Genomic DNA, 16,824 nt, shown 5'->3' on the forward strand with positions numbered 1-16,824 from the left:
GCAGGCTTACACGTACGTATGTGAATTCCAGCGTGACCTGATAGCCGTTTTTCAAGGCATGTCATCTATATATTCAGGCTTATATTGGGAACCTATAAATTATTAAGCCCGTAGCCATTTTTACAGATTTCAGCATGGCTACGGGCTTTCTTTTATCAGGTATGATTTTTTATTCTACTCCCAAATCCTTGTAAGTTCTCGGAGTCGGAACGGGAGGCAATGGTTTGCGGTCTTTCAATTCCTGTAGAATCACTTCAATGGCTTTGTTCAACTGCTGATCCTCTCCCATCTGCTCTTTTACCGGGTCATTGTCTATCAGAATATCAGGATCTACTCCGTGGTTTTCCACTATCCACTGACCGGTCTTGGCATCGTAGTTGGTAAAGAACGGAACGCGTACATCGGTGCCGTCCATGTAAGGTAATGAGCCGCTGATGCCGATAATTCCGCCCCAGGTACGGGTACCGATCACCTTACCGATCTTGTTGGCCTTGAAGCTCCATGGGAACAGGTCACCGTCCGAAGCCGAGTATTTATTGATGAGCAATACTTTCGGGCCCACCAGTGTCGCATCGGGAATGGTACCGATTTTGGTGGATGTGCGGCTCATGGTCAGGCGATAAGGCTGGCGAAGCAGGCGCTCGATAATCATCGGTGAGACATTGCCGCCCCCGTTGGCGCGGTCGTCAATGATCAGGGCTTCTTTGTCAAGCTGGGGATAGAAGTAACGGGCGAATTCGTTCAGTCCGTCGGGTCCCATATCAGGGATGTAGACGTAGCCTACACGCCCATTGGTCGCTTCTTCCACTTTCTTGATATTATTCTGTACCCAGTTATAGTGATACAACGGGTATTCATTGTCCAATGGTTTAATGACCACTTTACGTGCTCCGTTCCCTGAAGCGGTATGGTTGATGCTTAGTTCAGTCAATACGTTGGCTTTGCCTGCCAGCAGGCTGTAAATGTTGTCAACCGTGGCTGTTGAAATGCCGTCAATGGCTGTGATGTACTCTCCTTCTTTGACTCCGATGCCCGGTTCTGTAAGGGGGGAGCGTAGTTTCTGACTATAAACCGCACCCGGCAGAATTTTGTCAATACGGTAGAACCCACTTTTGTCACGGCTCAGTTCGGCGCCCAGCAATCCCATCGGGATACGTTCAGGACCTTTTATTTCACCCGGATTCACGTATGCGTGTCCGCAAGCCAGTTCGGCAATCATCTCACCGATGATATAGTTCAAATCCAGACGGGTCTTTGCATGGGGAACCAATACGGCATATTTCTCTTTGATTCCCTTCCAGTCTGCTCCATGCATGTTTTCCAGGTAGAATCCGTCACGGAAAGCCCGCCATGTCTCATCGAATATCTGAGCCCATTCCTGAGTGTAATCAATGGGGGCGATCATATCGTTCAGGTTAACACGCTTTTCCAATGAAGCTTTTGTGCATGGAAAATCACAGATATACAGATTATTTCCTTTAAAGAACAAGGCTTTCTTTTGGTTGGCAGCCACATCCATGTATGCTCCTTCGGCCACGGTTTCCTCTTTTTGCCCGGTCAAGTCAAATACTTTGGTGCTTCTGCCACTGGCGTACCATACTTTTTCCCCGTCTGAATGGAAATTACCGTAGTTGCCTGCCGGCAGGGGTAGTTTGATCAGTCTTCCGGGCAAGCCTTCCGGATCAATCTTAACTGCATTGCTTGTGGCTTCCGCTTTCTTGTTGGCTGCATTGGTTGCCTTTTGCTCTATGCTGACCATTTCGTCCGAAGGCAATAAAGGTGACGCGGTGTCATTGGCGAGCATGGCCATGTAGACTCCTCCCATTCGGTTATAGGCATGATTCCATTCCGTCTGGCTGTAGATGGGGTTGAAATCTCTTTCAGAACTGAATATGAGGTACTTCCCATCTGTACTGAAGACAGGTGAAGAAGAGCTGTACCATTTTTCGGTTACCGGATATTCCTTGCCCGAAGTCAGTTGGTATACATAAATGACACTCATGTTATTAGCTCCGGATTTAGTATAAGTGATCCACTGGCTGTCCGGTGAATAACTTACTTCATAGAACTCTCCTTCCGGATTCTGCATGACAGTCCGTTTTGTTTTAGAGGTGATATCCACTTCTACGATGCGGTTTTTACGGTCGGTATAAAGTATCTTCTTGCTGTCCGGACTCCACATCAGCTGGCGGATATACGTATCATTGTTTTGGGTCAGTTGGATAGGGTCTCCTCCTTCGGCAGGTTGCAGCCATACTTCGGTCTCGCCGGTGCGGTCACTGATGTAAGCGATATATTTCCCGTTCGGACTCCAAATTCCATCCCGTTCATTGGCTCCCGGTGTGCGGGTGATGTCACGGGTCACTCCTTTGTCGGCAGGAACATCGAATACTTCTCCACGGGCAGTTACTGCCAGGCGGTGTCCATCCGGTGAAAGGCTGGCGGCAGTCAGGTTGTCTGCTACCCGTTTCATTTCTTTGCGGGCATAGATATTGTCCGAGGTCAGCGTGATGGAGATCTTTTCCGATTTACGTGTTTGGGGATCTAGTTTGTAAAGGTATCCTGCGTGTTCGTAGACAATGATTTGTCCGTTGCTGCTGGGAAATTTCACATCATAATCCGTGTAGTCGGTTACCTTTTCGGTCTGTTTGGTCCGGGTGTTATAGACAAAGATATTCATGGTTCGGTCCCGGTCGGAAATGAAGTACACCTCCTCTCCTATCCACATAGGGATAATATCTTGTGCCACGTTATGGGTGATATTTTCTACTTTCTTAGCGGCCGGATCATAAATCCAGATATCATCCGCCATGCCGCCGCGATAATATTTCCAGTTACGGAACTCTCGCATAACCCGGTTGTAAGCCAGTTTTTTCCCATCGGGTGAATAGCTGCAAAAGCCTCCTTCGGGCAATGGAATCACTTCGGACATTCCTCCGTTTTTCGAGATGCTCCATAGCTTGCCATCGAAACCATCGCTGATGCGGTTCCGGTAGATGATGTTTTTCCCGTCCGGTGTCCAGGTCATTACGATGTTGTTAGGCCCCATCCGGTCTCCCAGGTCGTCCCGGCTGTTCGTTGCCGTGTAGGTAAGCCGTTGCGGCTCTCCCCCGTCGGTCGGAATCAAGTATACTTCTGTGTTCCCGTCATATTGACCGGTGAAAGCGATTGATTTTCCATCCGGAGAGAAACGTGCGAACATTTCGTAACCGATATGGGAAGTCAGTTTCTGTGCTTCTCCTCCGTTCAAGGGTGCTTTGTACAGGTCTCCGGCGTAGGAAAAGACAATGTCGGAGCCGTTGGTAGCGGGGAAACGGAGTAACCTAGCCTCATCGGCATGTCCGGTGAAAGCTGTCCCTGCCAGTAACAGGGAGAATAATAGCTTTTTGTTCATTTTATTTATAGTTTGATTTTCGTCGAAAACAAAGTTAAAGATTATTCTTCAGATTATGAGCTGGAACTTATTTCTTTTTTTATTGATTATTGCTAGAATTTTTTAATAAGAAATAGTTTTATTGGCATAGTTATTTTAAGAAACGCTATATTTGCAATATTATAGTCCTGCTGAAAATGAACACTAATATAATAGATAAAGATCTGATTGAAAGAATAAACAAAGGGGATGAGAAAGCTTTTGAAACTTTGTACAATAGCTATTTTGTCTATCTCTGTGCTTGCGCTAATTCTTATATCTTTAACCCTGTTGAAGCACAGGATATAGTAAATGAGGCTTTTGCTAAAATATGGTATAAACGTGCTGAATTATCTTTTCCTATTCATGCTTATTTGATACGCGTTGTTCAGAACGGGTGTTTGAACTACCTTCGTTCACTTTACAGTCGTGAGAGGATTATAGATGAATACCGTAAAGCATTGCTTGAGTATCAGGAAGAATATTGTGCTTCCGGATGTTCTCCTTTGCAAGAAATGGAATTGGCCGATTTAGAAAAACAAGTCCAAGATATAGTGTCTTCCTTACCGGATAAATGCAGGTTCATTTTTGAACAATATCTTTATTCCGATCTGACTCCTCAAGAGATTGCAGATAAAAATAATATTTCGGTCAATACAGTCAGGGTGCATGTAAAAAACGCCATGGATAAAATAAAAGAAAAAGTGGGATCTAGGATAGGGATTCTATTATTTTTTCTTTTCTAAAAAAAAGATGAAAAAAAACATGTTTTGGCTTAAATGTTTTGTCTGTTGCTTGTGTATTATTTATAGTAAGTAACTTTAAAGATATAAAATGAATAGCCAAATAGATGAATTTGAACGAATAATGCTGGATTATCTGAAAGGCGGGATCTCGTCTGAGGATATGCAGAAGTTAATTATATTGTTAAAAAAAGACAATGCTTGTCGCGAAAAATATCGTGAGATATCCCGTACCTATGCATTGGCTTCCTCTTCTTGGTTTGCACGCAGGAAAGAGCGGAATTTAGAACAATTGCGTGATACTTTAAATTTTCATTCTTCCCGTAAACATTCATTTTTCCGCAAAATAAGCGTTTGGGGAAGTGTGGCTGTATGGGCTTTGCTGATTGGTTGCAGCATAACGTGCTTTTATTTATATCATTCGTCTGGTCAAGAGGTTCTTGCTCCCTCCTATTGTCAGATTGAAATTCCCCAGGGAGCCAGTTCAAAATTACTATTACCCGATAGTACCATTGTTTTTCTGAATGGGGGAACGGTTTTAAAATATGATGCTTTGTTGCGGCATCAGGCTGACCGGGAAGTTTTTCTTTCGGGCGAGGCTTATTTCAAAGTTGCCAGGAATGTGCGCAAACCTTTTATCGTCCATACGGGGGAACTGAATATACAAGTGCTGGGTACGACATTTAATGTAGCTTCTTATCCTGATGATGCAGAAATAAAAGTGAGTCTTGTAGAGGGTAGTGTGAATGTTTATACTACTTCAGATGCTAAAAAGAATATACTGCTTTCCCCTGATGAACAGGCTGTTTTTAATAAGGATGATAAGGTTTTGTTTATGAGGAAGATAGATGCTTCTTCTCAAGCAGCTTGGACTACAGGAAGATTGGTATTTGTCAATGAAAAGTTATTTGATATTTTGAAATCAATCGAAAAAAAATATGACGTACAGATACTTGTGCAGTCCCGGAAAGTCTATACTGAATATTTTTCAGGAAGTATAGATGCGAATCTGACCTTGGATGAAATCCTTTCTTATCTGGATGTGGATAATAAGTTTATGTGGAGAAAGAAAGGAAAAACAATAGTCGTTACAGACCGTTGACGGATAAATAAGAAGTACATGCCTAAATAATTGTTAACTAAAAATTCTAAGTATGAAAAAAAACTTTTGTAAAGTTCGTAGGGAACATAGGTTCTCTCTTGTATGGGTCGTTTCATTTCTACTATGGGGGAACGTCGCTATGGCCGCATTGCCTATTCAGGAGGCAAGGTTTTCTATGCAACAGCATTCAGTAGCTTTGAGCCGGGTTTTTCATGAGATTGAAAAGCAGACCGGTTACTCTTTCCTTGTTCGCAATAATGATATCAATATGAATGAGAAAGTGTCTATTGATGTCAGAAATAAAAGTGTGGAAGAAGTGCTTGAGATGTTGTTTGCAGGGAGAAATATCTGCTATAAAGTGGAAGGGGAACATATTTCTGTTTATAAGCCTCAGCAAGCAAGACAGAATACAATTACCGGATTAGTAATGGATGTGGCAAAGGAACCGATTATCGGTGCTTCTGTTGTGGTAATGGGGACTACTAACGGGTGTATCACGGATTTTGATGGAAAATTTTCTTTAGAAGTTCCTGAATTTCCTGTGAAGTTACAAATAAGTTATATTGGTTATAAGTCTCAAGAAATAGCCGTGCATGATACAAAAACCATTCAGGTGGTATTGCGTGAGGATACTGAAACTTTAGACGAAGTGGTGGTAGTGGGCTACGGCTCACAGAAAAAGGCAAACCTGACAGGAGCTGTTGCCTCGGTCAAAATGGATGAAGTGATTGGTGACCGTCCGCTGGTTAATGCCGCTGAGGCGTTGCAAGGAACCGTGCCGGGATTACTTGTTTCAAGTAATGGTAATGATCCAGGACAAGGGAAGAAATTTCAGGTTCGCGGAGCTTATTCTGTCGGTATAAAGAACGATGATGGTTCGTATGGTAATACCATTGAACCGTTGGTACTGATTGATAATGTGGAAGGTGATATTGATATGATTAATCCTGAAGATATTGAGACGGTAACTGTTTTGAAAGATGCTGCTTCGGCAGCTATTTATGGTGCGCGTGCAGCAGGTGGTGTTATTCTGATTACTACCAAACGTCCTAAAGGTGGTACTAGCTTTCAATTGAATTATAATAATAATTTTGCCTTTTCGAATGCTATAAACCTTCCCAAACAAGCTCCGCTAATGGATTATCTGCAAGCTTACTCGGATGCTGCCGGTGATCAGTTTTGGACTCCCGGGGCTCCTAGTGTAAGTAGATGGATGGAGTTGTTGAAGCAATATCAACAAGATCCTTCTTCATTGCAGACTATGGGGGATGGTATTTATAAGGATACGGATGGGTCACTTTATTATATGAATGAAAAGGACTTGGTGAAGAATATGCTCGAAACCAGTTTTCAGATGACTCATAATATTTCTGCTACCGGCGGTACGGATAAATTGAGATATAGATTATCCGCTGGTTATTTATCGAATGATGGTATTCTAGTGACTAATAAAGATAAATATGACAGAATGAATGTAAGCAGTTTTGTTTCCGCAGATATTACATCTTGGTTCACACAAGAAGCTACACTAAGCTATGCACATAGTAAAAAGACTTTGCCGGCATCAGCTTTGGGTGGTATTTATTCCACTCGTCTGGCATCTTTCTATCCCGAAGGAGTGTGTCCGGAGGGAGCGGATGATTTAGGTGGAGAAGGACTACCCTATTTTACTCCGAGGAATCAGGTAGAATGGTCAAATCCTTCAAAAACGATTAATGACAATCCGCGTATTTTTTTAAAATCTATTTTGAAGCCTCTGAAAGGGTTGGAGATTGCATTTGAATATACATTTGATAAGAATATATATGATTATCATTGGTATACCGGAAGTGTGCCCTATACTACTATACAAGGAGGTAAAGATGTAACTCCGACCAATGATTATCTGCGTAAGTACAAGCAATATACAGACTATAATGCTTTCAACCTGTATGGGACGTATGATTTTTCTTTAGGCGATCATCGTTTTAAGGTTATGGCTGGTTTCAATCAGGAATCGAAATATAAAGAAACTTTAGATGCCTACTCTTATGGACAGGCTATTACAGATATTCCTGCTATGGGATCAGGAACTTCTACCATCAAGGTCAATGACTCTTATGATGAATTTGCCGTGCGTGGTGGTTTCTTTCGTGTGAATTATAATTATAGAGACAAATATCTTTTAGAAGTGAATGGACGTTATGACGGTTCTTCTAAATTTCCCAAAGAAAACCGGTTTGGTTTCTTCCCTTCTGTTTCTGTGGGCTGGCAGATTGCACAGGAAAAATTCATGGAAGCTACACGCGATTGGCTGGGAGGATTGAAAATACGTGCATCTTATGGTGAGATTGGTAATCAGAATGTTCCCTCTTATTCCTATACTCCGACTATGGAATTGAATAATAAGTATAACGGATGGTTATCAGGTAGTGATTTTGTAACCGCCATTAGTTCATTACCAGCGTTGGTCAGCAACAGCTTTACATGGGAAAAAGTGGGAACACTGGATTTCGGATTGGATATATCTTTGCTGAACAATCGTTTGAATGGTACATTTGATTGGTATCAACGGGATACTAAAGGTATGCTTGCTCCAGGTATGCAGTTACCGGGGGTGGTAGGTGCGAGCGCCCCATATCAGAATACGGCCGACATGCGTACTACTGGCTGGGAACTAAATTTGAACTGGAGAGATCAGATTGGTAAAGTAAGTTATCGTGTTGGTTTCAACTTGTCAGACAGTAAATCTAAAATAATGAAATATAATTCCAATGAGTCAAAAATACTAACGAGCACATTGAGCAACGGAAATACTTTTTGGAATTATTATGAAGGAAAGGAAATTGGAGAAATCTGGGGTTATGAAGCTAATGGATTTTATACAGTTGATGATTTTGAAAGCACCTCGTCTTGGATATTAAAGGATGGAATTACCGCTTTGGAGGGATATTCACCGCGGCCGGGTGATTTGAAGTTTAAAAACTTGAGAGATGAAGAAGGGAAAGAAAATATCATTACTTCCGGTAATAACACAGTGGACAATCCGGGAGACCGTAAAGTTATCGGGAACAATATGCCTCGTTATCTATATGGTATCAATTTGGGGGCTAGTTATGGAGGTTTTGATTTGAATATCTTCTTGCAGGGAACAGGTAAACGTGACGCTTGGATTGCCAATACATTGAATATGCCTTTATACGCGGATTTTAAATTTGTACCTTTGTATGATGATTTGAGCAATTATTGGAAACCGGCCGATTTAGCAGCAGGTGATTATACTTGCAGCAATCCGAATGCTGAATTTCCACGTGTTTATGGAAATTATGGAAACCAAGGCTCTAACTATCGTCAATCGGACAAATTTCTGTCAGATGCTTCTTATTTACGTATTAAAAATGTAACTCTGTCCTATACAGTTCCTAAGGCATGGGTGTCGAAGCTGACATTGAAGCAGTTGAAAGCATTTGTCAGCATTGAAAATTTGGCTACGTTTTCATCATTACCGAAGGGAATTGATCCGGAGACTTTGAATTGGAACTATCCTGCATCGCGCACAGTTTCATTTGGTATAAACCTTACATTATAAATCACCTTTTAATCGAGTAAGCAATATGAAAAAGATATTTATAAGTTTTGCCATCTTGGCAGGCGTTACGCTCTCGGGATGTAACGATAGTTTTTTGGATAAACTTCCGGTAACTGATCCGACGGAAGAAACCGTTTTTAAGTCATACGATAATTTTTTGGCATTTATGTGGCCTTGTTATGAGATGTTTTCAAACACGGATATCGCTACCTCTGTAAATGGCATAGGGCAAAATTCTCACTATCAAGGAGATATAAATGCAGGTTTTATGGATTCTAAGTATGAGTCCAGCTCTAATAATTATGCTTACCAGAAGATAACAAGCACAGCTACGGGAAATGGCTGGAGCTTTGGATACTTGCGTCGTATCAATATGATGCTGACGCACATTGATGGTTCCAATCTGACGGATGTTGAGAAAAACCATTGGAAGGCAGTAGGTTATTTTTTCCATTCTTACTGGTATATGGAACTGATAAATCGTTTTGGTGATATTCCTTGGATAGAAACCGTTCTGAATGATGAATCTCCCGAGGCGTATGGTCCTCGGGTGGCTCGTAAAGAAGTGGCGGATAAAGTTCTGGACCGTTTGAAATGGGCGGAAGAAAATATAGGCGATTTCCAAAGCAGGGATGGTGATAACACCATTAATCGTGACTGTATTCGTGCGGCTATTTCACGTTTTACATTACGTGAGGGAACGTGGCGCAAATATCATGAACTTGGAGATTATGATAAGTATTTCACGGAATGTATTCGTGTGTCCAAGTTATTGATGGATGATTATCCTACTTTATATTATGGCACGGACGGACAGCCTGCTGCGGGTTATGGCGAGATGTGGACAACGGAAAGTTTAAAGGGGATTCCGGGAGTGATTCTATATAAGGAATATGTCGATGATATCAATAACTGTAACTATAGTTATATGGAGCATACCTCTTCGCATTATGTGGAGATGAATCAAAAGACCGTTGATCTATATTTGATGAAAAACGGTAAACCTATTTTAAATCATGCTTCCAGTTATCATGGTGACAAGGATATGTATGCCACATTCCGTGATAGAGACCCCCGCTTGTATCATACCGTAATCCCTCCTTACAAAGTAAAAGCGGGTAAAGGAGACTATCCTACTTGGTCATATACAGATGATCCTGCCGATCGTGAATATATTGATATTATGAAACCTAATGAATCATGTTCTAATCCGGGTACAGGTATGAAACGTTTGCCCGGTCAGAACTGGAGTGCTTCGTTGGTTCCTGAAATTCCTCGATTGGGAACAGGGGCGTTTGTTACATGCCGATCGGGCTATTATGTCTGGAAGAATTGGAGCCAGTGGGAAAAGAGTTTTAATAACGGTGCACAAAACACAGCCGACAAGCCTATTTTTAAGATAGAAGAGGTTTTATTGAATTATGCCGAAGCCATGTTTGAAGCAGGACAATTCAATCAACCGGTTGCTGATATTACTATTAATAAATTGCGTGACCGTGCTGGAGTTGCTCAAATGGTTGTTGCTGATATTAATGATAGTTTTGATCCTAATCGTGGCAAATACTACCCTAAAGGCAATGATAATGGCATTTTGGTGGATCCTGTATTATGGGAGATACGTCGTGAAAGAATTATTGAGCTGATGGGAGAAGGTTTTGGTTTCTATGATATCAGACGTTGGAGAATGGCACCTTGGTTCTTGAATAAGACTGCAACAGGATTATGGCTTTCAAAAGAAAAGGCGGCAGCGGCGGGATATACTTTGTATAACACGGAGACAGGCTATTCGGATGGAGCAACAGGGACAATGAAAGAGGGATATCTGTATTTGTTCAATGACCCATTGAAAGAGGGCAAAGGATGGTTGGAGAAATATTATTTATATCAGGTTCCGACAACTGAAATATTGTTGAATCCTGCTTTGGAACAGAATCCAGGTTGGTAAATAGGTAAATGTTAATATAAAGTCGTCTTTATATAATTTTTATTTGAGGCGACTTTATTATTTCATCAATTGGAATATTTTCCATATCTTGCTCAAAGAAAAACTAATTCAATAAACTGTATAATGAAAAATCGAAACCTCTTTCTTTTAACCAGTGGGCTGGCATTTCCTTTATTAGGTGCTTATGCCCAGAAAACCCCTAAACCGAATATCATTTATATAATGTGTGATGATATGGGGTATGGTGATTTAGGGTGTTATGGTCAGCCCTACATCAGTACGCCGAATATTGATAATATGGCTAAGGAAGGTATGCGTTTTACACAGGCGTATGCCGGTAGTCCGGTAAGTGCTCCATCTCGTGCTTCATTTATGACCGGGCAACACTCCGGACACTGTGAAGTACGTGGAAATAAAGAATACTGGCGTGATGTCCCCATGGTGAAATATGGCGTAAATGAGGATTACTCCGTGGTGGGGCAGCATCCATACGATCCCGGCCATGTGATTATACCTGAAATAATGAAAGATAACGGTTATACCACCGGTATGTTTGGCAAATGGGCAGGGGGCTATGAAGGTTCTGTTTCTACTCCGGACAAGCGGGGGATTGATGAATATTATGGTTATATCTGTCAGTTTCAGGCTCATTTATATTATCCTAACTTCTTGAACCGATATAGCAAGTCGGCAGGCGATACGGCAGTGGTCCGTGTGGTGATGGATGAGAACATCAACTATCCCATGTTTGGCAAGGATTATTTCAAGCGTTCCCAGTATTCGGCGGATATGATTCATGAAGAGGCGATGAAGTGGCTGGACAAACAAGACGGCAGGCAGCCGTTCTTCGGTATCTTTACCTATACCCTGCCCCATGCCGAGCTGGCACAACCCGAGGATTCCATTCTGGAAAGATATCAGAAGAAGTTTTTCAATGACAAGACATGGGGTGGCTCGGAAGGTTCGCGATATAATCCATCGGTACATACTCATGCACAGTTTGCCGGTATGATTACCCGTCTGGACTATTATGTGGGGGAAGTCTTGAAAAAGTTGAAGGAAAAAGGACTGGATGATAATACGATTGTGATTTTCACCAGTGACAATGGCCCTCATGAAGAAGGAGGAGCTGATCCTACCTTTTTTGGTCGTGACGGCAAACTTCGTGGATTGAAACGTCAATGTTATGAGGGAGGTATCCGTATTCCGTTCATTGTACGTTGGCCGGGCAAAGTACCCGAAGGAACGGTCAATGATCATCAGTTGGCTTTCTATGATTTGATGCCTACTTTCTGTGATTTGGCAGGTGTGAAGAATTATGTGAAAAAGTATACCAATAAGAAAAAGAAAGTGGATTATTTTGATGGTATTTCCTTTGCTCCGACTTTGCTAGGACAGGAAGGACAGAAAGAGCATGATTTCTTGTATTGGGAATTTGACGAAACCGATCAGATTGGTGTACGTATGGGAGACTGGAAGATGGTTGTGAAAAAAGGAAAGCCGTTTCTTTACAATCTTGCCACAGATATTCATGAAGACCATGATATCGCTGCCGGACATCCGGATATTGTAAAGCAAATGAAAGAGATTATCAAGTCACAGCATACGCCGAATTCTAATTTCTTCGTTACTTTGCCTTCATTTGAATAAATAGATTTTTTATTCTGATATTTTATTAAGTGCGGCATTTTTGTTTTAAACTCTATATTTGAAACAAAAATGCCGCAGATTATTTATTCGGAGTAATTATTGTAGTGTCAGCGTCTTTACTTGTAATTCAGCATCTTTAGAATTACCCCCTACCATTATATCAAAGTTTCCGGCCAAGGTGCGCATCGTATTGGTCTGCGTGTCCCACCATTCCAGTTGTTTGGGGGTTAGTTCCAGTTCTACATTGACTGTTTTTCCGGCAGGGATTTGTACACGTTTGAAGGCGCGCAATGTTTTAGCCGGTCCTTCCGTATCTCCTTGTTTTTTCAGATATACTTGTACTGTTTCTTCTCCGTCACGTTCGCCGGTATTGGTTACAGGAACAACAATTCTGGCGGTTTCCCCTACTTTAACAGTTTGATCCAGTTTGATGTCACCATAGTTAAAAGTGGTATAACTCAAACCATAACCGAACGGGAAAAGAGGATCACCTTTAAAATAACGGTAAGTACGTCCTGTCATATTGTAATCTTCAAAATCGGGTAATTGTGCCGTATTCCGGTAGAAAGTTACCGGCAGACGTCCGGCAGGATTGTAATCGCCGAACAAGACTTCGGCAGCAGCCTTACCTCCGGATTGTCCCGGATACCATGCCTGTAAAATGGCCTGGCAATAGTGGGTTTCGGGTTCCATGGCAATGGGCGATCCGGAGAAATTGACAAAAACCACTTTCTTTCCGGCATCACATAGTGCCTTTATCAATTCGCGTTGAACAGCCGGTAGCTCGATGTCAGTGCGGTCTCCTCTGCGGAATCCCGGTAAATTAACCCCCATCTCCTCTCCTTCCAGGCTTGGAGAAATACCACCTGCAAATACTACGATATCCGCGTCTTTCACTTTTGCCACAGTGTTCTTTATGTTCACTTCCTCTTTAAATCCAAGATCGAAATTCAGTTGTGCGTCTCCACTGAAATATTGGAACCGGATTTCTATATCGTATGGTTTGCCTGCTTCTGCGTGCATGATATGGGTCTGTCCCCTACCCCCGTGTTTGTTAGTGAATTTCTTGACCTCTTCACCGTTTACCAGCAGTTGTGTGGCACCGCAGCTATAAAAGTTGAAAATAACCTCACCTGTTTCTTGGGGAGTAAATACACTTTGATAGATGGCCGAGAAATCAGTCAGGTTCACACCGGGAGCAAATACAGTGGCTCCGGACGTGCAGAGACGGAACGGTGTGGTGAGTTGTGCGGTGGCCGCCGCATTTCCTTCATATTCCTTGTTGTTCCAATAGCGGGCGGAGAATCCGGGACCTTCTTTAGAACTGCACTGGTTGAAAACGCTTCTGATTAGTGAGCGCTCTACCCAGCTGCAACCTTGTTCATAGATCAGCTTGTCATTCTCTCCCATGACCGAGCGGATACCTTCCAATAAGGTGATCGTATGTTTGGGAGTACCGTTATAATTACCCCATTGCATTACAGAGTCATTTGCGTTAGGTCCCATGACAGCGATGGTTTGTCCACCGCGTTTCAGTGGCAGGATATTATTTTTGTTCAGTAACAGCGTCATTGATTTGCGTGCTATATCTAGTGCCAGAGAGTCGTGTTCTGCCGAGCAAACCACCGAATAAGGGATTTTGGTCCATTCCACTTTGTCAGGATCATCCATTTCCCCCAATTCAAAGCGTGCCTTTAGCAGTCGTTTTACAGATACATCAATATCTTTTTCGCTGATCAAGCCTTTTTTAGCGCTTTCTACCAAGGCTTTATAACTGGAGCCACATTCCAGATCCGTACCGCTCAATACAGCAGCGGCAGAAGCCGATTCAGCGTCCGGATGTGTCTTGTGTCCTTTTTCCCGATAGAAATCGTCAATGGCGCCACAGTCTGAAAGTACAATGCCGTCATATCCCCAGTCCTGACGGAGGATTTGTATCAGCAGCCGGTCGCTTCCGCAACAAGGATCGCCTTCCAGCCGGTTGTAGGCGCACATTACCTCTTTTACTTTCGCTTCTTTCACCAATGCTTCAAAAGGCACAAGGTAAGTTTCATGCAAGTCACGCGGTTTGATATTTTCCGCATTGAACTCATGACGGTTCCATTCCGGTCCTGAATGGACGGCAAAGTGTTTGGCGCAGGCGTGTATTTTATCGTATTTTTGATCAGCATCCGTGCCTTGCAATCCTTTCACCACGTTCACCCCCATGACACTTGTCAGGTAAGGGTCTTCTCCATACGTTTCAATACCTCTCCCCCATCTGGGATCACGATAAATATTGACGGTGGGTGTCCACATGGTCAGGCCTTGATACCGTTCGTAGCTTCCCGCTGCCGAGTATGCGGCGTTTTTGGCACGGGCTTCGTCCGATACTGCGGTATAGATGGTATGTATGGCGTCGGGATCAAAAGAAGCAGCCATGCCTATAGGCTGCGGAAAAACAGTAGCCAGTCCGCTTCGTGCCACTCCGTGCAAGGCTTCGTTCCACCAGTTATAAGGTTTGATGCCCAATCTTTCGACAGGTTTGGAGTTGTCCATCATTAAGGCCACTTTTTCTTCTAAGGTAAGTTGCTGCAATAAATCTTCTGCCCGTTCTTCAGGAGATAAATTGCTGTTTTTATAAGCCGGCTGACTGTTGCAACCACTCAGCATCACAAGGGAGGCGAATAAATATAGAATCTTGTTTCTCATAGTAAAATATAAAAATGATTAGTTATACGGCAAAAATAGAATAATTATGAAAATAGTCCGTGTATTTTTTGATTAAAAAGGTGGAAGATATTGTTTTTTATACAAAAAGGTAGAGCCTATATAAAAAGTTTCCGGCCGGATACATCGTATCGACCGGAAACGTATGAGATACAGTAAGTAATGACTATTTATATTCTGCCCAGTCTATCAGGCGCATATCCCCTTTCTTGGCCAGCGTATCGTGCATGGCCAGTGCAGCCGGAATACAATGAGGAGTCTGTCCTTTGGAAGACATTTTCACATAATCCCAAAGGATGTTCTTATAATCCGGATGTGCGCAATTTTCGATGATAGCCTTGGCTCGTTCTACCGGACTCTTGCCGCGTAAGTCAGCAACACCTTGTTCGGTGATAATGATGTTGACATCGTGTTCGCTGTGGTCTTCATGGGAAACCATGGGAACAATGGCACTGATTCTTCCTTCTTTTGCCACGGACGGACAAGTAAAGATGGAAATATAGGCATTGCGGGTGAAGTCACCGGAACCACCGATGCCGTTCATCATTTTGGTGCCGCTGATGTGGGTAGAGTTCACATTGCCGTAAATATCTGCCTCGATGGCTGTATTGATGGATATAACACCGAGACGGCGGATAATCTCCGGACTGTTTGAGATTTCAGACGGACGCATGACCAGTTTGTCGCGGAAGAAGTCGATATCATCATAAATACTTTGCAGACATTCGTTTGTGACAGTCAATGAGCAGGTACTTCCAAATTTTACACGTCCCTGGCGGATCAGGTCCACCACTGCATCCTGCAATACTTCCGTGTACATCTCAAAAGCGGGGATTGTCTTGTCCCGTCCCAGGGCACCCAATACGGCATTGGCAATGTTGCCCACTCCGCTTTGCAACGGCAGGAAGCCGGCAGGGATAATACCTCGTTTCATATCGGCTGCCAGGAAATCGGCTACATTCTGTCCAATCTGGTCGGTGATAGGATCCGGTGCGGTAAACGAGCGGGCTTGGTCGGGGGTGTTCACTTCCACTACACCGATTATTTTCTTCGGATCTACCTGCACGTAGGGCAAGCCGATGCGGTCACTGGGTTTGAAGATGGGAATTTCACGGCGGTAAGGCGGGTCAAGCGGTTCATAAACATCATGCAGGCCCATACCGTTTTTACTGTGGGCGGCATTCAGTTCGATAATTATTTTGTCTGCCAGACGGGCAATGGTAGGAGCGATACCTCCGGCGGCTGTCAGATATACTTTGCCGTCGGGTGTGATTTCGCATGCTTCCAGAATAGCGACATTTACTTTACCCATGAAGCCATAACGTACTTCCTGTGCCATTTGTGACAAGTGGATGTCATTGTATGCTATTTCACCGTTGTTTACAGCTTTGCGGAAATCAGGGTTGGTTGTGTAAGGGGCACGGTAACGGATTGCTTTTACCCTGGCCAAGATGCCATCTGTAGCATCTCCTGTAGAGGCGCCGGTGAGAATACCAATTTGGAACGGATTACCTTTGGCATGTTCTTCTTCTGCTATTTTTGCAATTTCGGGTGTTACGGCTTTCGGTGTTCCTGCCGGAGTGAAGCCACTAAGTCCGATGTTGTAGCCATGCTTGATACAGCTGGCTGCTTCGGCTGCGGAAATAATATTAAATCCCATGATATTCAATGTGTTATTCTTATTAGTATAGTTGT

General features: G+C 43.0%; 8 protein-coding genes. 5 read left to right on the top strand and 3 right to left on the bottom strand.

Translation table 11 applies throughout. The features are described from left to right. Positions 1-169 precede the first annotated feature (169 nt). On the bottom strand, positions 170-3,394 hold the full coding sequence (locus tag ACYQ0C_RS21610) for a S41 family peptidase (protein ID WP_016274915.1): 3,225 nt from the start codon (positions 3,392-3,394) through the stop codon (positions 170-172). Between the two features lie 176 nt (positions 3,395-3,570). Between ACYQ0C_RS21610 and ACYQ0C_RS21615 the strand changes: the two genes are divergently transcribed. The 5 genes from ACYQ0C_RS21615 to ACYQ0C_RS21635 all read left to right on the top strand — a co-directional run bounded on the left by ACYQ0C_RS21615 (position 3,571) and on the right by ACYQ0C_RS21635 (position 12,420). Next, complete coding sequence (locus ACYQ0C_RS21615; protein WP_016274916.1) at positions 3,571-4,158, top strand: RNA polymerase sigma-70 factor; 588 nt, start codon at positions 3,571-3,573, stop codon at positions 4,156-4,158. 88 nt (positions 4,159-4,246) lie between these two features. After that, positions 4,247-5,257 (top strand): FecR family protein, encoded by a 1,011-nt coding sequence (locus ACYQ0C_RS21620; protein ID WP_016274917.1) that lies wholly within the window; start codon positions 4,247-4,249, stop codon positions 5,255-5,257. Between the two features lie 52 nt (positions 5,258-5,309). Further along, complete coding sequence (locus ACYQ0C_RS21625; protein WP_016274918.1) at positions 5,310-8,825, top strand: TonB-dependent receptor; 3,516 nt, start codon at positions 5,310-5,312, stop codon at positions 8,823-8,825. A 25-nt stretch (positions 8,826-8,850) separates the two neighbouring features. Beyond that, positions 8,851-10,770, top strand: a complete 1,920-nt coding sequence (locus ACYQ0C_RS21630; RefSeq protein WP_008666480.1) for a RagB/SusD family nutrient uptake outer membrane protein — start codon at positions 8,851-8,853, stop codon at positions 10,768-10,770. 123 nt (positions 10,771-10,893) lie between these two features. After that, complete coding sequence (locus tag ACYQ0C_RS21635; protein WP_016274919.1) at positions 10,894-12,420, top strand: arylsulfatase; 1,527 nt, start codon at positions 10,894-10,896, stop codon at positions 12,418-12,420. Positions 12,421-12,516: 96 nt separating this feature from the next. Here ACYQ0C_RS21635 and xyl3A read toward each other — a convergent pair whose 3' ends face one another. Both xyl3A and ACYQ0C_RS21645 read right to left on the bottom strand, forming a co-directional pair. Further along, positions 12,517-15,111 carry a xylan 1,4-beta-xylosidase gene (gene xyl3A / locus ACYQ0C_RS21640; protein ID WP_016274920.1) on the bottom strand — a complete coding sequence of 865 codons (2,595 nt, stop codon included), beginning with the start codon at positions 15,109-15,111 and terminating at the stop codon, positions 12,517-12,519. A 184-nt stretch (positions 15,112-15,295) separates the two neighbouring features. Continuing rightward, positions 15,296-16,789 carry a butyryl-CoA:acetate CoA transferase gene (locus ACYQ0C_RS21645; protein WP_016274921.1) on the bottom strand — a complete coding sequence of 498 codons (1,494 nt, stop codon included), beginning with the start codon at positions 16,787-16,789 and terminating at the stop codon, positions 15,296-15,298. Between the last annotated feature and the right edge of the window lie 35 nt (positions 16,790-16,824).

This window comes from Phocaeicola sartorii JCM 17136 = DSM 21941, assembly GCF_054653615.1.